At 67.0% G+C, this 19,012-nt stretch carries 21 protein-coding genes; 7 read left to right on the top strand and 14 right to left on the bottom strand.

Annotation, left to right across the window (positions count from 1 at the left end; all coding sequences use genetic code 11):
* Positions 1 to 179: 179 nt before the first annotated feature.
* Both AC5RUK_RS14200 and gluQRS read right to left on the bottom strand, forming a co-directional pair.
* Complete coding sequence (locus tag AC5RUK_RS14200; RefSeq protein ID WP_494152569.1) at positions 180 to 986, bottom strand: SGNH/GDSL hydrolase family protein; 807 nt, start codon at positions 984 to 986, stop codon at positions 180 to 182.
* 127 nt (positions 987 to 1,113) lie between these two features.
* Complete coding sequence (gene gluQRS, locus AC5RUK_RS14195; RefSeq protein ID WP_493989868.1) at positions 1,114 to 2,028, bottom strand: tRNA glutamyl-Q(34) synthetase GluQRS; 915 nt, start codon at positions 2,026 to 2,028, stop codon at positions 1,114 to 1,116.
* Between the two features lie 65 nt (positions 2,029 to 2,093).
* On the opposite strand from gluQRS, the gene AC5RUK_RS14190 reads away from it, so the two are divergent.
* Complete coding sequence (locus tag AC5RUK_RS14190) at positions 2,094 to 2,957, top strand: SDR family oxidoreductase (RefSeq protein WP_494152568.1); 864 nt, start codon at positions 2,094 to 2,096, stop codon at positions 2,955 to 2,957.
* A gap of 90 nt (positions 2,958 to 3,047) precedes the next feature.
* Here the strand turns inward: AC5RUK_RS14190 and AC5RUK_RS14185 are convergent, their stop codons facing one another.
* A complete protein-coding gene (locus tag AC5RUK_RS14185) occupies positions 3,048 to 3,893 on the bottom strand; it encodes an HpcH/HpaI aldolase/citrate lyase family protein (protein WP_493989870.1) in 846 nt (281 codons plus the stop codon).
* A gap of 111 nt (positions 3,894 to 4,004) precedes the next feature.
* Positions 4,005 to 4,484, bottom strand: coding sequence for a DedA family protein (locus tag AC5RUK_RS14180; RefSeq protein WP_494152567.1), 480 nt, complete (start codon positions 4,482 to 4,484; stop codon positions 4,005 to 4,007).
* Positions 4,485 to 4,767: 283 nt separating this feature from the next.
* Between AC5RUK_RS14180 and AC5RUK_RS14175 the strand changes: the two genes are divergently transcribed.
* The 3 genes from AC5RUK_RS14175 to AC5RUK_RS14165 all read left to right on the top strand — a co-directional run bounded on the left by AC5RUK_RS14175 (position 4,768) and on the right by AC5RUK_RS14165 (position 7,262).
* A complete protein-coding gene (locus tag AC5RUK_RS14175; RefSeq protein ID WP_493989872.1) occupies positions 4,768 to 5,175 on the top strand; it encodes a helix-turn-helix domain-containing protein in 408 nt (135 codons plus the stop codon).
* A gap of 168 nt (positions 5,176 to 5,343) precedes the next feature.
* Positions 5,344 to 6,177, top strand: coding sequence for an aldo/keto reductase (locus AC5RUK_RS14170; protein ID WP_494152566.1), 834 nt, complete (start codon positions 5,344 to 5,346; stop codon positions 6,175 to 6,177).
* A gap of 299 nt (positions 6,178 to 6,476) precedes the next feature.
* Complete coding sequence (locus AC5RUK_RS14165) at positions 6,477 to 7,262, top strand: acetoin reductase (RefSeq protein ID WP_494152565.1); 786 nt, start codon at positions 6,477 to 6,479, stop codon at positions 7,260 to 7,262.
* Positions 7,263 to 7,431: 169 nt separating this feature from the next.
* Here the strand turns inward: AC5RUK_RS14165 and AC5RUK_RS14160 are convergent, their stop codons facing one another.
* From AC5RUK_RS14160 to AC5RUK_RS14150, 3 genes are all read right to left on the bottom strand, one after another.
* Complete coding sequence (locus AC5RUK_RS14160; protein ID WP_493989875.1) at positions 7,432 to 7,623, bottom strand: hypothetical protein; 192 nt, start codon at positions 7,621 to 7,623, stop codon at positions 7,432 to 7,434.
* Positions 7,620 to 8,591, bottom strand: a complete 972-nt coding sequence (locus AC5RUK_RS14155; protein WP_494152564.1) for a lantibiotic dehydratase C-terminal domain-containing protein — start codon at positions 8,589 to 8,591, stop codon at positions 7,620 to 7,622. Before AC5RUK_RS14155 ends, AC5RUK_RS14160 begins: the two co-directional genes overlap by 4 nt.
* Positions 8,592 to 8,689: 98 nt before the next feature.
* Positions 8,690 to 8,836 carry a hypothetical protein gene (locus tag AC5RUK_RS14150; protein WP_493989877.1) on the bottom strand — a complete coding sequence of 49 codons (147 nt, stop codon included), beginning with the start codon at positions 8,834 to 8,836 and terminating at the stop codon, positions 8,690 to 8,692.
* Positions 8,837 to 9,241: 405 nt separating this feature from the next.
* Between AC5RUK_RS14150 and AC5RUK_RS14145 the strand changes: the two genes are divergently transcribed.
* Both AC5RUK_RS14145 and AC5RUK_RS14140 read left to right on the top strand, forming a co-directional pair.
* The gene (locus tag AC5RUK_RS14145) at positions 9,242 to 10,216 is read left to right on the top strand and encodes a helix-turn-helix transcriptional regulator (protein WP_493989878.1); all 975 of its coding nucleotides are present in this window, start codon (positions 9,242 to 9,244) and stop codon (positions 10,214 to 10,216) included.
* A gap of 68 nt (positions 10,217 to 10,284) precedes the next feature.
* Positions 10,285 to 11,577: an aminotransferase-like domain-containing protein gene (locus AC5RUK_RS14140; protein WP_494152563.1), complete on the top strand. Its 1,293-nt coding sequence runs from the start codon at positions 10,285 to 10,287 to the stop codon at positions 11,575 to 11,577.
* Here AC5RUK_RS14140 and AC5RUK_RS14135 read toward each other — a convergent pair.
* The 7 genes from AC5RUK_RS14135 to AC5RUK_RS14105 form a co-directional block, all read right to left on the bottom strand.
* Complete coding sequence (locus AC5RUK_RS14135; protein ID WP_494152562.1) at positions 11,555 to 11,779, bottom strand: hypothetical protein; 225 nt, start codon at positions 11,777 to 11,779, stop codon at positions 11,555 to 11,557. The two genes, AC5RUK_RS14140 and AC5RUK_RS14135, sit on opposite strands and share 23 nt — an antisense overlap.
* A 40-nt stretch (positions 11,780 to 11,819) precedes the next feature.
* The gene (locus AC5RUK_RS14130) at positions 11,820 to 12,860 is read right to left on the bottom strand and encodes a serine hydrolase domain-containing protein (RefSeq protein ID WP_494152561.1); all 1,041 of its coding nucleotides are present in this window, start codon (positions 12,858 to 12,860) and stop codon (positions 11,820 to 11,822) included.
* A gap of 20 nt (positions 12,861 to 12,880) precedes the next feature.
* Positions 12,881 to 13,393 (bottom strand): ribonuclease E activity regulator RraA, encoded by a 513-nt coding sequence (gene rraA, locus AC5RUK_RS14125; protein WP_494152560.1) that lies wholly within the window; start codon positions 13,391 to 13,393, stop codon positions 12,881 to 12,883.
* A gap of 130 nt (positions 13,394 to 13,523) precedes the next feature.
* Positions 13,524 to 15,050, bottom strand: a complete 1,527-nt coding sequence (locus AC5RUK_RS14120; protein ID WP_494152559.1) for a dihydrolipoamide acetyltransferase family protein — start codon at positions 15,048 to 15,050, stop codon at positions 13,524 to 13,526.
* A 13-nt stretch (positions 15,051 to 15,063) separates the two neighbouring features.
* On the bottom strand, positions 15,064 to 16,038 hold the full coding sequence (locus tag AC5RUK_RS14115) for an alpha-ketoacid dehydrogenase subunit beta (RefSeq protein ID WP_494121390.1): 975 nt from the start codon (positions 16,036 to 16,038) through the stop codon (positions 15,064 to 15,066).
* Positions 16,038 to 17,222 (bottom strand): pyruvate dehydrogenase (acetyl-transferring) E1 component subunit alpha, encoded by a 1,185-nt coding sequence (gene pdhA / locus AC5RUK_RS14110; protein WP_494152558.1) that lies wholly within the window; start codon positions 17,220 to 17,222, stop codon positions 16,038 to 16,040. Before pdhA ends, AC5RUK_RS14115 begins: the two co-directional genes overlap by 1 nt.
* Before the next feature lie 150 nt (positions 17,223 to 17,372).
* Entirely contained in the window at positions 17,373 to 18,527 is a 1,155-nt protein-coding gene (locus AC5RUK_RS14105) for a histidinol-phosphate transaminase (protein WP_494152557.1), read from the bottom strand.
* Positions 18,528 to 18,599: 72 nt separating this feature from the next.
* Between AC5RUK_RS14105 and AC5RUK_RS14100 the strand changes: the two genes are divergently transcribed.
* Positions 18,600 to 19,001 carry a phage holin family protein gene (locus tag AC5RUK_RS14100; RefSeq protein ID WP_494152556.1) on the top strand — a complete coding sequence of 134 codons (402 nt, stop codon included), beginning with the start codon at positions 18,600 to 18,602 and terminating at the stop codon, positions 18,999 to 19,001.
* Positions 19,002 to 19,012: the final 11 nt, after the last annotated feature.

Below are 19,012 nucleotides of genomic sequence, written 5' to 3'. Positions count from 1 at the left end.
AGTGTTGCCGCGGTGACCGGCTGGCCCGTCGCGGTGACCGGCTGGCCTAACGCAGGCGTGCGGGACGTTATCTGTGGAACGTCAGCCATGGCGGCCGGGGCCGGCTTGGCGCGTGCTGTGCCGAGTTTATCTGGGAGTCGTCAGCCGGCGGCCTGCCGGCCAAGGACTGTGCGGGGACGTCAGCCTGCGGAAGCAGCGAGACGCTGTCTGGCCAGCTTTTTCAGCCCGCGCGAGACCTGGACCGGCTCCGGCCAGCGCGGCGTCAGGTTGTCCCCCAACGTGACGCCTTTAAGCTTGCGCCCGAACATCGGGACCACCCATTCCTGCAGCCAGTCGCGCTCCCGCCGGAGCGCCTCGCGCCAGCCCGCCCGCACCGGAGCCTCCGGCCGCTTCAGCCTGAGTGTGTGATCCACGCCGAGGGCCTCGAGGACCCTGGCCGCCATGTACTTGTGCCCCAGCGCGGACATATGCAGCCGGTCCGTGTCCCACATCCGCCGGTCCTGGTAGAGGTCGAACGCCCAGTGGTCCACCAGCACGGCGTCGTAACGCCGGGCCAGGTCACGGACGGCCTCGTTGAACACCCAGTTGCGCCGCCGCATCGGCTCAAGGACCGGCGGGAGCATGACCTCAAAGCCGGTGAAAAGGATCAACTGCGCACCCGTTTGGGCCAACCGGCTGACGGCGGATTCGTACTCGGCCAAGAGCTCCGGCATGCTGCGCTTGAGCTCCAGGATGTCGTTTCCGCCGGCATAGAAGGAGACCAGCGTGGGCTGCATCGCCACGGCCGGTTCCAACTGGTCGGCGATGATCTGGTGCAGCCGCTTGCTGCGTACCGCCAGGTTGGCGTAGCGGAAGTCCGGGTCCTGCTTGCCCAACTGCTTGGCCACGCGGTCGGCCCAGCCGCGCACGCCATTGGGGAAGTTGGCGTTGTAGTCCCCCACGCCCTCGGTAAAGCTGTCGCCCAGCGCCACGAATAGTCCTCCCACCTGCGGAAGACTAGCTGCGCTGGGCGACGTACCGGCAAACAGGCGGTGAAGTCCAGCGCTGCGGCGGCCGGGTTGTCCGCTGCGGGGTTACAAGACCCGGAGCCACGCGGCAGTTGCCCTGCTGCCGTCAGGTGGCGTCGGGAACCAGCTCCGGCGGGTCGAAGATCCACGGCTCAAGCGGCAGGGCATCGGGCCGGAAGTCGGAGAGCAACTTGTGCAGCGGCACATCCGGCAAATCCAGCGATGCCAGCAACAGGCCGCGCACCGCGGCCGCGTCCAGCCCGGCCAGCTCAAGTGCCCCCAAGGTCACCGCGCCGTCGCGCTTGGCCAGGCGCCGCCGTCGTTCATTGAGGACCAACGGCACGTGGACGTATTCGACCGGCGGCAGCCCCAGCAGCGCGGCGAGGTAGGCCTGCCGCGGTGCCGAGGACAGCAGGTCATCGCCGCGCACCACTTGGTCCACGCCCTGGGCGGCGTCGTCCACCACCACCGCCAGGTTGTAGGCGGGGACGCCGTCGTTGCGCCGCAGCACGAAGTCGTCAACGATGCCGGTGTAGTCCCCGTGCAGCCGGTCGGTGACCGTGTGGCTGGTGGTCGAAGCGCGCAGCCGCAGCGCGGCGGGGCGGAACTGGCGGCGCTCCTCGCGTTCGGCGTCGGTCAGGTTGCGGCAGGTTCCCGGGTAGGCGCCCTCCGGAGCATGCGGGGCACTGGGGGCCTCGGCAATCTCGCGCCGCGTGCAGAAGCATTCGTAGATCAAGCCGGCCTCCGCCAGCTGCCCGAGGGCCTGCCGGTAGACCGCGGAGCGGTCGGTCTGGCGCACTACCTCGCCGTCCCAGTCCAAACCGATGGCCGCCAGGTCCGTCAGCTGCCGGGCCTCGAACCCGGCTCGCGCCCGGTCCAGGTCCTCGACCCGAATGAGGAAGCGGCGGCCGGTGCTGCGGGCGAAGAGCCAGGCGAGCAGCGCGGTGCGCAGGTTGCCGACGTGCAGTTCGCCCGAGGGGCTGGGCGCGAACCGACCGGCGGGACTGTGGGCTGCTGGCACGTCCCCACGGTAGCAGGCCGGTCCCGGCCCGCGGGGGTGTTGCCGCGGCCCATTAGGCTGGTGCTATGAGCACACCCGACTCCCGCATGGAAACCCCGATTGCCGTCACCGGTGCCACCGGCGAGCTGGGCGGCATGGTCGCCAGGATGCTGGCGGAGAAGAACCTTCCACAGCGGCTGATTGTCCGCGACCCGTCGCGCGCACCGCAGCTGCCCGGAACGACGGCGGCGCCCGCCGACTACGGCGACAAGGCCGCCGTCGTTGCCGCGCTGCAAGGCATCGAGACAGTGTTCATGGTGTCCGCCGCCGAAGCCGAGGACCGGCTGGAGCATCATTTCACCTTCATCGACGCCGCCATCGACGCCGGCGTGCAGCACATTGTCTACACCTCCTTCATCGGTGCGACCGAGGACGCTACGTTCACGCTGGCCAGGGACCACTACGCCACGGAGGAAAAACTGCGCGGAACCGGGCTGAAGCACACGCTGCTGCGCAACAACTTGTACGCAGACGTCCTGCCGTTGTTCGCCGACGAATCGGGCGTGATCCGCGGTCCGGCGGGCGACGGAAAGGCGGGATTCGTGGCCCGCGAGGACGTGGCCCGGGCGGCCGCGACCATCCTGGCCGAACCCATGCCCCATGCCGGCTTTACCTATGAGCTGACCGGTCCGGAGTCGGTGACCCTGGCCGAGGCTGCGGCGGCCATCGCGGAGGCAACGGGCCGTCCGACGTCGTTCCTTAACGAAACGGTGGAGGAGGCCTACGCGAGCCGGGCGCACTACGGCGCCCCCGACTGGCAGCTGGATGCCTGGGTCAGCACCTACACGGCAATTGCCGCCGGGGAGCTGGACCTGGTGACCCACGACGTGGACCTGCTGACCGGGCGGCCCGCGCTGAGCCTGCGGGAGCTGTTCGGCGGCCGGGACTGATCCGAGGCCGGGCAGTTCGGCGTCCGGTCCGGAGCCGGGCAGCGCCGACGGTGCCGGACGGACGGAGCCCCGCGCCCGGACAGTGAAACCCTAGGCGTTCCAGAGTCCGTAGGAGTCCGCGAGCGAAGAGATTTTCTCGGCGCGGGCGAGGCGCGGCAGGTAGGAGCCGTCGCCCACCACCGCGCCGGCCGCGTGCGCATCGAGCAGTTCGTGCGCCCACTTGATTTCCGACTCGCTGGGTGAGAGTCCCTTGTTGATGGTGTCGGCGGCGTCGGTGAGCAGGCAGAGCTTGCCCGTCATGCCCATGGACGCTGTCACCTTGCAGGCTTCGAGCAGTTCGTCGCCGAGCGCGCCGACGGTCGGGCCGTCGATGGGGCCCGGCAGCTGGCCCACGCGGGAGGCAACCACCAGCCGGGAACGGGCGTACGCCAGGGCCATCGGTGAATCGCTGGCCCCGGTGTCGCGGCGGAAGTCGCCAACGCCGAACGCGAGGCGGAAGGTGCCCGGCGCGCGGGCGATGTCGGTGGCGTTCTCGATGCCGACGGCTGATTCGATCAGGGCGAGCACCGGGGTGCCGGCCTGCAGCCGCATGGCGGTGTGCGTGACCTGCTCGGGCTTTTCCGTCATGGCCAGCATGACGCCGCGCAGGCCCGGCGCCTTGGACAGGGCGGCCAGGTCGTCGGCCCAGTAGTCGGTTTCCATGCCGTTCACCCGGACCCAGGCGGTCATGCCGGTGGACAGGGCCTCCACCACCCGTTCCCGCGCCGCGGCCTTGCCCTCCGCCGGCACGGCATCTTCCATGTCGAAAATGACGGAGTCTGCTTCAGAGGCGAGTGCCGGACCAAAATTCGCTTTGTCAGCCGCCGAGGCCAGAAGCCAAGAGCGGGACAATTTTGCGGGAAGGGCGGCAGCACGACGGTTTCTTAGAGCGGACATACCCCTAGCCTAATGTTTCCGCCGCCGGGGCCACCAATGGAGGAGCGAATGCCGATTGAGGCATGCGCCACGTGCGGCGGCGGTGGAGGTAAACCGGCGTCAGAGAGACGGTCAGAGAGATGCCGGGTGGCGTCCGCGCCGCCGGCGCGCCACAACGATGGCGGCGACCACCGCTGCCGCCAGCAGCACTACGACGGCGATGCCCGGCGGGGACCCGGCGGCCGCGGCCAGCCAGGCGTTGAGGGCGGCCAGGCCCACGGTGGCGTACAGCACCGCCCACAACACCGAGCCGACCACGACGGCCGGCAGGTACCTGCGCAGCGGCATCCGGCCCAGGCCGGCCGTCGCGTTTACCGCAGTCTGGACGCCCACGGTCAGGAAGCAGAGCGCGACGGCGGGGGCTCCCCAGCGGGCGATGATAGCCTCGGCGCGGCGCATGGCCGGCGAATCCAACTGGCGGGCCAGACGGGTGTGCCGCCCGCCGGCGGCCACTCCCCTGCCGGCCCAGTACGTGGCGTTGGCGCGCAGCATCACGATCACGAACAGCGCGCTGACCGCGTATCCAAAGGGGAGGCTGGCGATGTGCTCCATGTCAGACCGCGGTCTCCGGCCGAAGCGCGGCGTTCGGAGCGCCCTTCAGTTCGGCGCAGAACGGTCTGCCCACGATGGTCTCCTCTGGAGTCGGCGGATGTTCGGCTTCCGCGGACGGAGCACGCTGTCCGTCGCGAACAGCAGTTTACGCTTACCTAACGCCTGGCCGTCAGGGAATGTCAACGGCCGCCGCCGGTCGGGCACCTCGGGGATGTCCGCCGCAACAACGACGGCGAAGCACGCCTTGCCCGGTGCGGGCCGGGAAGTGATTTACGCTGTCCCCATGGCCCAGCTGACACCCCGCACCACCGATGCCCTCCCGGCCGCCCAGGCGCAGCGATTGCAGCGGGCACTCGACGAGAGCGCCGATGTCACCGTCTTCGTGAACGGCACCGCGGTGAAGCTGCCCGCGCAAGCCGCCGACGCCGTCGTCGATATGCTCCGCCGCTTTGCGCACGGCGATGCCGTGATGGTCAGCTCAGCAGTCGAACTGCTGAACACATCGCAGGCGGCGGAGGTGGCCGGCGTGTCGCTGACCTACATGCGGCGCCTGACCGATGCCGGAACCATCCCGGTCCAGTACCGAGGAACGCACCGGCGGATCTTGCTCTCCGATGTGTTGGCCTGGCTGGAGACCCGGACCGCCGCGCCCGACGCGGGTTCGGCGGACGCCACTTCGGCCGCGGGTTAGCCGGCCTCCTCCCGCCTGACCGGCGGATCCGCGGCGGGGCGCCATCCCCTTCCCTACCTGCCGCCAGGCAGCACTGCCGCCCGGGGTGCACAGCCGGCGCGATCACCTTTAGGCTGGGTGCCACGGGCCCGGACCGGGCCTGAAGGACAACCAGAGGAGACTGTGACCGTGGCCGACCTGCTTGCTCCGCTTGTGACCCTCCGCAACGGGGCCAAGATGCCGATGCTGGGACTGGGAACCTGGCCCCTGGACCATGCGGAAACCGCCCGGACGGTCGAAACTGCGCTCAACCTCGGCTACCGGCTGTTCGACACCGCGGAGAATTACCGGAACGAGGAAGGCGTCGGCGAGGGGTTGCGCCGCAGCGGGCTTGACCGCTCGGAAATCTTCATCACCACCAAGTTCAATAAGCAGTGGCACAGCGTCGACGGCGTGCGGCAGGCTTTCGAAGCCAGCGCCCGGCGGCTGGGCGTCGACTACGTGGACCTGCTGCTGATCCACTGGCCCAACCCCGGGCAGGACCGCTACGTGGAGGCCTTCGAGGGGCTGACCCGCTTGTTGGAGGACGGGAGCGTGCGGGCCATCGGCACGTCCAACTTCAAACCCGCGCACCTGCAGCGGCTGTTCGACGCCGGACTGATACCCGAGGTCAACCAGATCCAGCTGGACCCGCGGCACACCCGCGGGGACCTGGTGGAGATACACCGCCAAACCGGCATCGTCACGGAGTCCTGGAGTCCGCTCGGGAAAGGCGGCGACCTGCTGCGGGAGCCGGCGGTTCAGTCTCTGGCCGGCAAGTACGGCAAGAGCCCGGCCCAGATCGTGCTCCGCTGGCACACCCAGCTGGGGCATGTGCCCATCCCCAAGTCCGCCCGCCCGGACCGGCTGGCCGAAAACTTCGCCATCTTCGACTTCATGCTGGAGGCCGGCGAACTGGCCCGGCTCTCCGCCCTGGACCGGAGCACCGGAGACATCACAGACGCCGACGTTTTCGGCCACTAAGCGGTTGCCGCGGGAGCTGCTCCGGCTCCCTCCCGCTCGAAGCGCGCCAAGGTTCCGGCCCGGCTTCCCTCCTGCCCGAAACCGCCTACCCCGCCGTGGCCGGCTTCTCACCGTCCCGGCGCGAACCTCCTCCGTCCTTTGGCCGGCCACCGGCCGCACAAATATGCAAAGGAATGAATACAGAGAAATTTGTGTTGCGCCTAGTGACACCGGATCTAACTCAACGGTGTTCACCGCAGCCGGCGTGACGCTCAAATTAGCGCTACTGGCCGGCTGGAAGCAGTACAAAGGAGACAACAATGACTGTGCAGGACAAGGTCGCTCTCGTAACCGGCGCCAGCCAAGGCATTGGGCGGGCCATCGCTCTTCGCTTGGCTGAAGACGGCTTTAATGTCGCCATCGCCGATATCGAACCGCAGCGCGCCAAGGGCGAGGCTGTCGCGGCGGAGATCGCAGCCCTCGGGCGCAAGTCCGTTTTTGTGGCAGCAGACGTCGCCAAGAGGGACGAGGTTGTCGCGGCTGTCGACACGGCCGCCGACCAGCTCGGCGGATTCGACGTCATCGTTAACAACGCAGGCATTGCCCAGATCAAGCCGGTTCTTGAAATCAGCGAGCAGGAACTCGACCAGATTTTCAATGTGAACGTCAACAGCGTCGTCTGGGGCATTCAGGCCGCGGCCGCCAAGTTTGAAGAGCTCGGCCACGGAGGCAAGATCATCTCGGCTGCCTCCATCGCAGCCATCCAAGGCTTCCCGATTCTCAGCGCCTACTCCGCCTCCAAGTTCGCCGTGCGCGGCTTCACGCAGGCCGCAGCCCAGGAGCTGGCACCCAAGGGGATCACGGTCAACGCGTATGCGCCCGGCATTGTGGGAACCGGAATGTGGGAGCTCATCGACAAGGAGCTCAGCAAGATCAACGGAAAGCCGATCGGCCAGAACCTCAAGGAGAACGTGGAGGGCATCGCCCTCGGCCGGATTGAGACGCCGGAAGACGTGGCAAAGATCGTGTCCTTCTTCGCCGGCCCGGACTCCGATTACGTCACCGGCCAGGTGCTGCTGGTGGACGGCGGCATGCTCTACAACTGACCAGGGCATGCGGGGCTGTCCGCACCACAGCTTGATGGGTGAAAACAGCCCCTGATGGGCAGGACACGCAAAGAAAGGATCAGGCCGGAGCGTTGGGGGTCGCTCCGGCCTGATCCTGTTGGGGGGGAGGAATGCTTTGGAGGCCGACAGGGACGCCGGCAGAATTCTCTTATTGCCACGCCTGGTCTGCCCACGCGGCGTCGCGCGAGTAGTTGCTGCCGGTGAGGTTCCAGAGGTCATCATCCTGGGCGTGCGCACCCAGCACACCGACCTGATCCAGGGATGATGATGTTCCTTCGTTCTGGACATCCGGAGTCTTGATGGATTCGGGTCCTATCGACGAGAAACCGAACGGGCTCATTTTGTCCTCTTCTCCAACAGTGAGGATTCGACTTCGGGCGACCAGGCCCTGGCATAAACGCCGAGTGCCGCTTCTTCCCACGTGGTGAACCCCAACCGGTTCATCAGCAGGTGGGCTTGGGAAAACGTCAATTGCTGCGCACTGCGGCTAACCCGCGCACGGTCCGCCCGGTACAGGTACGAGTCAAGGGTCCTGATCCAGCGGCGGCGCCAGTTCTGGACACTGCTTTCGTCCGCGGTCGCGGCCATCAAACGGTGCATCGGTGCGGTGCGGGCTACCAGTCCGGCGGTGAGGCTGTGGCGCGCCTTCGGGGCCGAACGGCCCAGCTCGGCCGTGGATACCCGCAGATGGTTGTCCCAGCAGTACTCCCAGGACAGCCTGCCGCGGTCCGGCCACTGCTGCGCCTTCGGCCCGTACATCATGGCCCACGCTGCATCGCAGAGGAGCAGGGAGGCAAGCGCCGAACGTCCTTGGGACTTGCTGAAACGCTGCGTGGCCCACATCGCCAGCTCGGAGGATAGTTCGAAGACCTCCTCCGCGAGTTCCAGCCCATCGGGTCCTCCAAAACGGTCCAAGTCCGCTTCGGGCACGGGGACGGCGGCATCAGCCGGCGAGAGGTGGATGGCATCCTCGCTGCCGGAGGGCAGTACGAAATTTTCCTGCGTGGTGATGCCGGGAAGGATGTCGAGGACCCGGTCCCGGGCCGCCAGCTCGAACCTTTGGAGGCTGTCGAGGATTGGGCGGCGGCCCAGGAACCGGACCTTCACGTGAGGCCCCATCTGGTCGGCACTGTGGCTGAAGTACCAGCGGCCCACGCCTTCGCGGCGAGCGTGGGCGACCAGCGGCGTAACCAGTTCTCCTATGACTGCGTCGACTACGTCCTGCCTACCCGTGTAAATAGACAGAACCCACCAGTACGATTTGACGTTCACCGAACTTGTTGGGCGGATGGCTGTCAGCTGGCTCATGCGCTACTCCTGGTTCGATGTTCTGGTGGTTGGGGAGGGATAGCCGGCGTCATCCTGGTTACGGAATCAGCACAGTGCCGATGAGATGGGGCGGCTTTTTACCAGTCCCAGATATAGGCGGAAGCGGTGGCGTTTTGAGAATGGGGAACCGGTCCTAGATCGGCCGCTACTGCCGGAGTGGCCGCCGAGACCGCCCCCAAAGCAACCAGCAGACCTGCCGCGATGCTTGCGATCTTCTTGAACATGTCATTCCCTTCACATGGCTTAGGTTCGTTCAGTGACAAATCCAGCCGGGTTGCTCGCCCCCGACATGTACAAGAGTTCCGTGCTACTGCTACGCCTGTCCAGCCAATCCAGTTGCAACATCCGGACATGCCATGATCGTGCCTCACGGCTTGCGCTGTCACGTTCCGGACAGGTGGTCGAAACCGCTCGCTGCCCCGGGAACGCGGGGAAAGGAACGGCTTTACAGGATCACCGGACAAACGCCGTGAGCCGGTGGCATAATGTGGCCATGGCAGGAAGTGGCCGTTAACTAAAGGCGCAAGATGGCCCGAAGAAGTGCTTTAGACTGACCAAAGAGCGGCCGCACCGCATCGGAATTGGCAGGCCCTGCGTGATACGTAACGGATCAACCGGAGGAGCGCCCTATGCTGAGCGGGACGGCATTCGAGGTTTATGAATTCGCCGTGGCCCACCCCGGCTGGACCAAAGAAACCATGTCCACGGCACTGGGCTACACCATCCGCGACCTCAACATCGCCATCGGCGAGCTGGTCAGCCGGCAACTGCTCCAGCAGCCGGCACCGGACGTCGAATGCTATGTCGCCATCTCCCCCGACGTAGCGCTGTCGCAACTGGTGGACTCCGACGAGCGGCTGCTGATCGACCTGCGCACCAAGATCAGCGGACACCGTGCGGACATGGCGGCCCTCGTGCCGACGTATTTGGCAGCCCGCAAACGGGTGTCGCTTGACTCCTCCGTGGAGGTCCTCGAAGACCCAGGGGTGATCCGCAAGCTGCTGGTGGACTATGGCCGGGACGTTTCCGAGCAGGTGCTGATCAGCCAGCCGGGCTCCGGCGCCTCCGCCGACGTCCACGAAGAGGGCATCCAAAAGGACATCGAACTGCTCAACCGCGGGGTCGTCCGCAAGAACATCAGCCACGCCAGCACTCTGGACCACGTGCCCACGCGCAAGGCGGTCGCCGCGATTTCCCCGGCCGGCGGTGAGTACCGGACCTTGCCCTACGTGCCGCTGAAGATCATGATCTTCGACCGCAACCTCGCCCTTATCGGACGCCAACTGCATCCGGAAGACCGCGGCGCGCTGGTGGTGCGCGACTTCAACCTCATCCAGGTCTTCATCAACCTGTTCCATGTGGCCTGGGAGCTGGCCGACCCCTACATTTTGGACGGGCAGGACAACGACGCCTCGGATCTCAACGGCATCCAACACTCCATCCTCAACGCCATGGCCGCTGGCTACTCCGATGAAGTGATTGCCCGGCGGCTGGACATCAGCGTCCGCACGTGCCGGCGCCACATCGCGTGGATGCTGGAGCAGCTCGGCGCTGAAAGCCGTTTCCAGGCCGCACTCAAGGCCCGGGACGCGGGCTGGCTCTAGGCCCCCAGGCAGCACCAATAGAAAACTTCTGTTTCCTATCCCGTAACGCCTCGGGCTATCCTGTGTGAGTGACTTCACAGGATGCAGACCTTTCCGAGACCCTGCCCACCGAAACGGAAGTGGCGCTGGAGCGCGCCACTGCGGCGCACCGGCACGAGCACCTGTTCTCGCAGCGCGCCGCAAACATCAAACAATCAGCCGTCCGTGACGTCTTCGACATCTCGATGCGTCCCGGGCTGGTATCCCTGGCCGGCGGCAACCCCTACCTGCAGTCCCTGCCCCTGGAGAAGATTGCCGGCATGGCGCAGCGGCTGATCGCCGAGCATGGGATGACCGCCCTGCAGTACGGCGGCGGCCAGGGCACCCAGGAGCTGCGGCGCCAGATCTGCGATGTCATGGCACGGGAAGGGATCACCGGCGTGGATCCCGCGAACGTGGTCGTCACGGCTGGGTCCCAGTCCGCCCAGGATGTGGCGGCCAAGGTCTTCTGCAACCCCGGCGATGTGGTGCTGTGCGAGGATCCCACCTACGTGGGCGCGCTGAACACCTTCGAGGCCTACGAGGTCCAGGTGGAGCCGGTGCCGATGGACGAACACGGTCTGGTCCCCTCGGAACTCCAGCGCCGCATCGAAGAGCTGCAGGGCGAGGGCCGCAGCATCAAGTTCCTCTACACCATTCCCAGCTTTAACAATCCCTCCGGCATCACGCTGGCCGCCGAGCGCCGGCAGCACATCGTGGACATCTGCCGCGGGGCCGGCGTTTTGATCCTCGAGGACAACCCCTACGGGCTGCTGCGCTTCGACGGCCAGCCCTTGCGTCCACTGCGCGCAGATAACCCCGACGACGTGGTCTACCTGGGTTCGTTTTCAAAGATCCTGGCGCCGGGCCTGCGGATCGGCTGGGCCCTGCTGCCCGACCACCTGCAGCGCAGCTTCTACCTGGCTAACGAGGCGGTCACCCTGTGCCCGCCCACGCTCAACCAGATGCTGATTTCCGCTTATCTGGACGAGCACGACTGGGTGGGGCAGATCGATACCTACCGCCAGTTGTACGCCACCCGGTGTGCCGCCATGTTGTCGGCCTTGGACGAGTTCATGCCGGCCGGGGCCACCTGGACCGAACCCGAGGGCGGCTTCTTCGTCTGGGTCACCCTCCCGGAGGGCGTTGACACCTACCCGCTGCTCTACGACGCGATCGAGGCCGGAGTGGTCTTCATCCCGGGAGCGGCGTTCAGCCCCTCCGAGGAGCCGTCCCGTCAGCTGCGGCTGGCTTTCAGCGCCGTGCCCGAAGAGGCCATTCGCGAGGGCGTGCGGCGCCTGGCGCCCGTCCTTGCAAAGGCTATGGCCGGCGCCGGTTCTTGAAATAGCGGTAGTACGCGTAGCGACCGGCGAAATACAGGCCGATCACGATGATGATCCGCAGGATGGGGTGCAGGCCGGGCATCAGCCAGATCATGACGTAGCTGAGCAGGAAAACGGCCGCCATGGCCCACAGGGTGCCCTTCCAGTCGATCCTGGGCACCCCGGAGTCGTTGCGCCGACCCGAGGGCCTGTTGTTACTCATGCGCCCAGTCTTTCACAGCCGGTACGCGGCCGACGGTCCGTCAGGGAACGAGGTCGTTGATCTTGCGCAGCGGGTCCCAGACGCCGTCCTCCGAGTTGGACACCATGGCCAGGGTGAGGTCGTGTGCGGGAAGGTACTCCACGATGGCGCTGGCCCCGGTATTGATTCCGTCCTTGGACAGCGTCCGCATCCGGCCGGCGGTAGACCTGAATTCGAGTCCGAACCCGTACTCCACCACGGTGTCGCCGTCCTCGTGGTGTTTCACCTGGGGAGTCAGGAAAGCCCGCGTGGATTCGGCCGACAGCAGTTTCCCAGACCTCGCCGCGTCCAAGAACACGGCCAGGTCGCGCGCGGTCGCGTGGGCGCCCCCGTCCGGAGATCCGATGGGCGGATAACTGTAGATGTTCGACCGCCAGCCCGTCCCGTCCCCGGCCGGTTCCCAGCCTTCGGCGACATCCGGGACCGCCTCGCGCATATCGAAGAAACCGGCCGTCATCCCTGCCGGAGCAAAGACCTGATCGACGACGTAGTCCCGATAGGCACGGCCCGTCACCTTTTCCACAGCCAGGCCTGCCAGAACGTAGCCCACGTTGCAGTACCGGCATCCCTGCCCCGGCGCGAAGTTGGGCACCTTGTGCGCGAACTGCGGCAGGAAGTCCACGGTCTCCGTGACCGAATAGTTGGGCCTGTCATGCCAGAGCGCCTCGTACGATTCGCCGGCTTCCTCATCGGCGTCGTCGGCGATGCCGGAGGTGTGGGTCAGCAAGTGCCGCAGGGTGACCCCGGCGGGGATCTGCGTGTCCGCCAAATCCACGTAGTCGTGGATCCGCGCGTCCAGCGCCAACGTCCCGGCATCGACCTGCTGCAGCACGGCAACGGCGGTAAACAGCTTGGTCACCGAGGCGACGTCGAACCGGGTGGCCGTGGTGACCGGCACGTTCCATCGCCGCGTGGCCACCCCGTAGGCTTCGTCGAGCAGGACCCGTCCGCCCTGCCGGACATGGATGGCGCCGGAGAAGTTCCCGACGGCCGCCGACTCCAAGATCCCGGCGGCAGCGGCGGCGTCGAAGGATGCAGTCATTCACCGACTGTAGCGCGCGGTCAGGCGCCTACCAGGATGCCGTCCAGGTCGGCGTAAACCGCGGCGCCCGGCCGAAACAGCACGCCACCGATGTCGACGGCAACGTCCGTTTCCCCGCTGCCGTCCTTGGCGCTCTTGCGCGGGTTGCTGCCGAGCGCCTTGACGCCGAGCGGCAGCTGCGCGAGGGCGGCCCGGTCCCGGACGGCACCGTTAATGATCACCCCGGACCAGCCGTTGGCCACGGCGGCGGCGGCGATCATGTCCCCCATCAGCGCCGTCTCCAGCGAACCGCCGCCGTCGACCACCAGCACGGCACCGTGGCCCGGGGAGTTGAGGACGGATTTCACCAGCCCGTTGTCCTGGTAACACCTGATAGTGCGGACCGGTCCGCTGAACGCCGCCCGGCCGCCGAAGTTGCCGAACTGAAGCGCCAGCGACGCCAGTTCGTCGCCGTGCCGGTCGTACAGGTCCGCCGTCGAAATCACTGTGGGTTCTGCGCCGTGGGTCGCTGCGTTGCCCGCTGTCTCGATCACCTGATGGTGCTCCTCCTCGCCACACCGCGATCATAGCCAACCGCGGCCCGCCGGGCATCCGCGCGCGGCGCACCGCCCCTTCAGCACGCGGCGGCGCACGGTCAACCCAGCATGCGGCGGTGGCGCATCGTCAATCCAGCAGCAGCGCCGGTTCTTCCATGATCGCCGCGACGTCTGCCATGAACCTGGCGGAAAGGTCGCCGTCCACCACGCGGTGGTCGAACGATCCGCCCAGCGTGGTGATCCAGCGCGGAATGACTTCGCCGGAGACCACCCACGGCTTCTGCCGAATGGTGCCGAACGCGACGATTGCGACTTCGCCCGGGTTGATGATCGGGGTGCCGATATCGATGCCCAGCGCGCCGATGTTGGTGATGGAAAGGGTGCCGTTCTGCATGTCGGCCGGCTTGGTCTTGCCGGCACGGGCGGTGGTGGCCAGGTCGTTGAGGGCGACCGCGAGCTCTTTGAGCGAGAGGTCCTGGGCGTCCTTGATGTTCGGAACCAGCAGGCCGCGGGGGGTGGCGGCGGCAATGCCCAGGTTCATGAAGTGCTTGACGTGGATCTCGTCGCCGGACTCCGTCTCCACCCAGCTGGCGTTGACGTTCGGGTTGCGCGCGGCAGCCCAGATGACGGCCTTGGCCAGGATGAGCAGCGGCGACACCCTGACGCCTTCAAAGTCGCGGGACTTCTTCAGTCGCTGGACGAACTCCATGGTCCGCGAAGCATCCACATCCACGAAGATGCTCACGTGCGGGGCGCTGAAGGCAGACTCGACCATGGCCTTGGCGGTCGCCTTGCGCACGCCCCTGACCGGGACCCGCTCGATCCGGTTGTCCAGCCCCTTGCGCGGCGTCCAGAACGTCGGCGCAGCTGCCTGCTCGGCCTCGCGCTGAGCCTGGTAGCTGAGCAGATCCTGCTTGGTGACCTCACCGCCCTTGCCGGTGGGGGTGATGTCCGCCAGGTTGATGCCCAGGTCCTTGGCGGCCTTGCGCACCGGCGGCTTGGCGAGCACCCGGGTCAGCAGCCGGGTGACGGCTGCCTGGACGGCTTCACCGCGGGCCTGCCCGGCACCGGCCGCCGGAGCCGCCCCGGGAACCGCAGAGCCTTCGCCCGCGGGGACCGGCGGCACGTGCTGGGCCTGGCCGTGCGGCTCGGGCAGGTGGATCTCCGCGGCGGGCGCGGCCCCGCCGGCGGACGCAACCCCGGAGCGGCGCACCGCCGTCGTCGTTGTGGGAGAGGAAGCCGAGGCGCTGCCGCGCCGCGGGCGCCGCCGGACCGGATCCGCCTTGGGGCCGGAACCGACCAGGGGTCCGCCCTCGGCGGTGGCCTCGGGCACCGGCTGCTCCGGAACGGGAGCCGCGGCGCGCGGTGGGGCGGTGGCCTGCTCCGGGGCGGCGGCCTGCGGGGCAGTGCCTTCGGCGGCGACGGCGAAGATCGGGGTGCCGACCTCTACGGTCTGCCCCTCCGGCACCAGCAGCTCCGAAACCACGCCGGCGTAGGGGCTGGGCAGCTCGACCAGCGACTTGGCCGTCTCGATCTCCACGATGACGTCGTTGACCGCCACGGTGTCCCCCGGCTTGACCTTCCAGGACACGATTTCGGCTTCGACCAGTCCCTCGCCGACATCCGGGAGGTTGAAAATCTGCGTGTTCGACATGGAAACTCCGATATCAGTAGGCGAGCGAACGGTCGAGGGCCTCGAGCAGGCGGTCGATGTCCGGCAGGTACTGTTCCTCCACCTTCGCCACCGGGTAGGGCATGTGGAAGCCGCCGACGCGAAGCACCGGCGCCTCCAGGCTCAGGAAGGCGCGCTCGCCGACGCGCGCGGCAATCTCCCCGCCGATGCCGCCAAAGGTCGGGGCTTCATGCGTGACGATCAGCCGTCCGGTCTTCTCCGCCGACGCCGTGATGGTGTCGAAGTCGATCGGCGAGATGGAGCGCAGGTCGATGACCTCCACGCTGTTGCCGTCCTCTTCCGCCGCCTTAGCCGCGGCCAGGGCGACCGGTACCAGCGGGCCGTAGGCGACGATCGTCGCATCGGTGCCTTCGCGGACCACCTGGGCGCTGAAGGCGTCGCGTCCGGCGGATTCGGTGTCCACCTCGCCCTTGAGCCAGTAGCGGCGCTTGGGTTCGAAGATGATGACCGGGTCCTGGCTGGCGACGGCCTGCTGCGTCATCCAGTAGGCGTCGTGCGGGTTCGAGGGGGTGATGATGCGCAGGCCGGGAGTGTGCGCGAAGAGGGCCTCCGGGGACTCCGAATGGTGCTCGATGGATCCGATGCCGCCGCCGTAGGGGATGCGGACGACGACGGGGGCCGACAGGAGTCCGGAGCTGCGGGTCCGGATCTTGGCCAGCTGGGTGGTGATCTGGTTGAACGCCGGGAAGACGAACCCGTCGAACTGGATCTCGCAGATCGGCCGGTAGCCGCGGAAGCACAGCCCGATGGCGGTGCCGAGGATGCCGGATTCGGCCAGCGGGGTGTCGACCACGCGGTCGGCGCCGAACTCGGCCAGAAGTCCTTCGGTCACCCTGTAGACTCCGCCGAGCTTGCCGATGTCCTCGCCCATGATCAGCGTCTTCGGATCATTGGCCAGGGCCTCGCGCAGCCCGCTGGTGATGGCCTTCGCGATCGTCATGGTGGTCATCAGCGGGCCTCCCCGGCGGCGTTGTCTTCGGTGGCGGAATCGGCGAAACCGGCCTGGTACTGCCGGTGCCACTCCAACTCCTCGCGGACCAACGGGTGCGGATCGGCATAGACGTTGGCGAAGTGGTCCTCGAACTCCGGGGCCTCCATGGCCAGGACGTCGGCACGGGTGGTCGCCGCGAGCTTGTCGGCATCTGCCGACACCTCGTTGAAAAATTCGTCGCCGGCCGTGTTGCTGCTGCGCAGGTACCGTTCGAGCCGCAACATCGGATCGCGCTCCCGCCAGCCCTCTTCCTCGGCAGCCTCGCGGTATTTGGTCGGGTCGTCGGCGGTGGTGTGGGCGCTCATCCGGTACGTGAATGCCTCGATCAGCACGGGCCCCTTGCCCGAACGGGCATGCTCCATAGCCCACCGGGTGACGGCATGGACGGCGACGACGTCGTTGCCGTCCACGCGGATACCCGGGAAGCCGTAGCCGGTGGCACGGTTGGAGAGCGGAACGCGGGACTGGACTTCCGTGGGAACGGAAATGGCCCAGTGGTTGTTCTGGCAGAAAAACACCACCGGTGACTGGTTGGAGGCGGCGAACACCATCGATTCGTGCACGTCGCCTTCGGAACTGGCACCGTCGCCGAAGTACGCAACAGCCACGCCGTCGTCGCCGTCGCGCTGGATGCCCATGGCGTAGCCCACCGCGTGCAGCACCTGGGCGGCCAGCACCAGCGTGTAGAGATGGAAGTTGGCCTCCTGCGGGTTCCAGCCGCCCTGGCTGACACCCCGGAACAGCTTGAGCACGTGTGACAGGTCCAGCCCGCGGGTCAGGGCGACGCCGTGCTCCCGGTAGGTCGGAAACACGTAGTCTTGCGGTTGCATGGCGCGCCCTGAGCCGATCTGCGCCGCCTCCTGGCCGAGCAGAGGAGGCCAGAGCAGCAACTGCCCCTGCCGCTGCAACGCGGTGGCTTCCTGGTCGAACCGGCGGATCAGCGCCATGTCGCGGTACATCCCGCGGAGCGCTTCGCCGTCGAGGTGGGACGCGTAGGGGCTGAACTTGGCGTCCTCGCGGATGGTCCCGTCCGGGGCCATCAGCTGCACCAGCGGGGGCGCGTCCGCAGGGTCGCTGGCCACCAGCGACTGCTCCAGTTCTTCGATGTCGAATTCCGAGGCGGGCAGGTGCTCAGCGCCCATACGAACTCCTCGCCGATCCGCTGCCCTGCGGCAGAGATCTTCGCTGTTCATATATGCCGGACCGGGAATACATTCCTGGCCCGGCATATATCTGTCGTTTATCTCGTCCTAGCCTAATGGCAGGTGCGGCGCCGGCCGGTGATATTACCGTTAGGAAACGCCCGGTCCGTTTGTATAGTTCTCACAGAGCGCCAGGAAGCGGCTGTTGGCTTCGACTTCGCCGATGCTGACCCGCACGCCCTCGCCTGCGAAGGCACGCACGGACAGTGCCTGCCGACCGGCCAGCTCTGCGAACTCCTGCGCCCGGTCACCCAGCGGCAGCCAGACGAAGTTGCCCTGCGTCTCCGGGATCTTCCAGCCGAGCATGTTCAGCCCGGCGACCACGCGGTCCCGTTCGTCGACGAGGCTTTGTACCCTTTCTACAACTTCGTCGTAATGGCGCAGCGAAGTGATGGCCGCATGCTCGGCCAGGCTCGACACCGCGAACGGGGTGGCCGCTACGCGCAGATGCCGGGTGATCTCCGGCTGCGAAATGGAATAGCCCACCCGCAGGCCGGCCAGTCCGTGCGCCTTGGAGAAAGTCCGGAGCACCACCACGTTGGGGTACTTCTTGTACATGGCTACGCCGTCCACCACCTCGGGGTCGCGGACGAATTCCGTGTAGGCCTCGTCGATCACCACGATGATGTCGTCCCGCACGCTGCGGACGAAGCCTTCCACGTCCGCCGCGGTCAGCGCCGGTCCGGTGGGGTTGTTCGGCGTGCACAGCAGGATGACCTTGGTCCGGTCGGTCACGGCCTCCAGCATGGCTTCCAGATCATGCGACCCGTCGGACCGGTTTGGGATCTGCACGCTGCGGGCACCGGAGAGTCCGACCATGATCGGGTAGGCCTCGAAGGACCGCCACGCGTAAATCACTTCGTCCTCGGTGCCGTCCTCGTGCTGTCCGGCAAACGTCTGCAGGATCTGCACCAGGGCGCCCAGGCTTCCGGCGCCGGTGACCACGTCGTCGGCGGGGACATCCAGGAACCGGCCGAGTTCGGTCCGCAGCGCCGTGCACAACGGATCGGGGTAGCGCATGATGACCGCCGTCTGCGCGTTCACGGCTTCCAGCACTGCGGGCAACGGAGGCAGCGGGTTTTCGTTGGAGGACAATTTGTAGGACTGCAGTCCTTGGATTGCAGCCGGCGGTTTGCCGGCAGCATATTTGGGCAGCCTGTCGAGCACCGGCCGGGGGTGGATCCGGACCGACGCACCTGCTGCCGGAACCGCAGCTTCCTTGATGGGGTTCTCAGGAGGAGTCATGCCTTAAAGGATACGTGCGCCGGTGACGGGGTTTTCCGCGCCACGGCGGGCCGGATGTGGCAGCATACACGCATGGGAAAGTTCATTGTGCGGGTCGCCGTTAACGCGCTGGCGCTCTGGGTGGCAAGCTGGATCCTGCCCGGCCTGGCCATCGAGGCCTCCGCTGCGGCCGACGTCGCAGGCAACGAGTCCTTTGGCACGGTGCTGGCGTACCTGTTCATCGGCCTGATCTTCGGTTTGGTCAACGCCATTGTCCGGCCAATCATTTCCATCCTCTCGCTGCCCGTCACCATCCTGACGCTGGGCCTGTTCACCATCGTGATCAACGCGCTGATGCTCGTGCTGACGGCCTGGCTGTCAAGCTTCACGCCGGTTGAGTTCGTCGTCGATTCCTTCTTCTGGACGGCGATCCTCGGCTCGCTGATCATCAGCTTGGTCTCGCTGGTGGTGGGCACGCTGACCCGCACCCGCTGATTCCCGGCAGC

The sequence above is a fragment of the Arthrobacter sp. Y3223065 genome (assembly GCF_059090885.1).
Note: the sequence above shows the minus strand (reverse complement) of the source record. Positions and strands in the feature narration are given on the sequence as shown.

What these genes read in the sequence shown, in the direction of transcription:
- AC5RUK_RS14175 (WP_493989872.1), top strand. Translation starts at nt 4,768, where the DNA reads ATGGCCCAGCTGACACCCCGCACCACCGATGCCCTCCCGGCCGCCCAG.
- AC5RUK_RS14150 (WP_493989877.1), bottom strand. Translation starts at nt 8,836, where the DNA reads ATGTTCAAGAAGATCGCAAGCATCGCGGCAGGTCTGCTGGTTGCTTTG.
- AC5RUK_RS14155 (WP_494152564.1), bottom strand. Translation starts at nt 8,591, where the DNA reads ATGAGCCAGCTGACAGCCATCCGCCCAACAAGTTCGGTGAACGTCAAA.
- AC5RUK_RS14190 (WP_494152568.1), top strand. Translation starts at nt 2,094, where the DNA reads ATGAGCACACCCGACTCCCGCATGGAAACCCCGATTGCCGTCACCGGT.
- AC5RUK_RS14135 (WP_494152562.1), bottom strand. Translation starts at nt 11,779, where the DNA reads ATGAGTAACAACAGGCCCTCGGGTCGGCGCAACGACTCCGGGGTGCCC.
- AC5RUK_RS14160 (WP_493989875.1), bottom strand. Translation starts at nt 7,623, where the DNA reads ATGAGCCCGTTCGGTTTCTCGTCGATAGGACCCGAATCCATCAAGACT.
- AC5RUK_RS14180 (WP_494152567.1), bottom strand. Translation starts at nt 4,484, where the DNA reads ATGGAGCACATCGCCAGCCTCCCCTTTGGATACGCGGTCAGCGCGCTG.
- AC5RUK_RS14145 (WP_493989878.1), top strand. Translation starts at nt 9,242, where the DNA reads ATGCTGAGCGGGACGGCATTCGAGGTTTATGAATTCGCCGTGGCCCAC.
- AC5RUK_RS14105 (WP_494152557.1), bottom strand. Translation starts at nt 18,527, where the DNA reads ATGACTCCTCCTGAGAACCCCATCAAGGAAGCTGCGGTTCCGGCAGCA.
- pdhA (WP_494152558.1), bottom strand. Translation starts at nt 17,222, where the DNA reads ATGGGCGCTGAGCACCTGCCCGCCTCGGAATTCGACATCGAAGAACTG.
- AC5RUK_RS14100 (WP_494152556.1), top strand. Translation starts at nt 18,600, where the DNA reads ATGGGAAAGTTCATTGTGCGGGTCGCCGTTAACGCGCTGGCGCTCTGG.
- AC5RUK_RS14120 (WP_494152559.1), bottom strand. Translation starts at nt 15,050, where the DNA reads ATGTCGAACACGCAGATTTTCAACCTCCCGGATGTCGGCGAGGGACTG.
- AC5RUK_RS14185 (WP_493989870.1), bottom strand. Translation starts at nt 3,893, where the DNA reads ATGTCCGCTCTAAGAAACCGTCGTGCTGCCGCCCTTCCCGCAAAATTG.
- AC5RUK_RS14130 (WP_494152561.1), bottom strand. Translation starts at nt 12,860, where the DNA reads ATGACTGCATCCTTCGACGCCGCCGCTGCCGCCGGGATCTTGGAGTCG.
- AC5RUK_RS14165 (WP_494152565.1), top strand. Translation starts at nt 6,477, where the DNA reads ATGACTGTGCAGGACAAGGTCGCTCTCGTAACCGGCGCCAGCCAAGGC.
- AC5RUK_RS14115 (WP_494121390.1), bottom strand. Translation starts at nt 16,038, where the DNA reads ATGACCACCATGACGATCGCGAAGGCCATCACCAGCGGGCTGCGCGAG.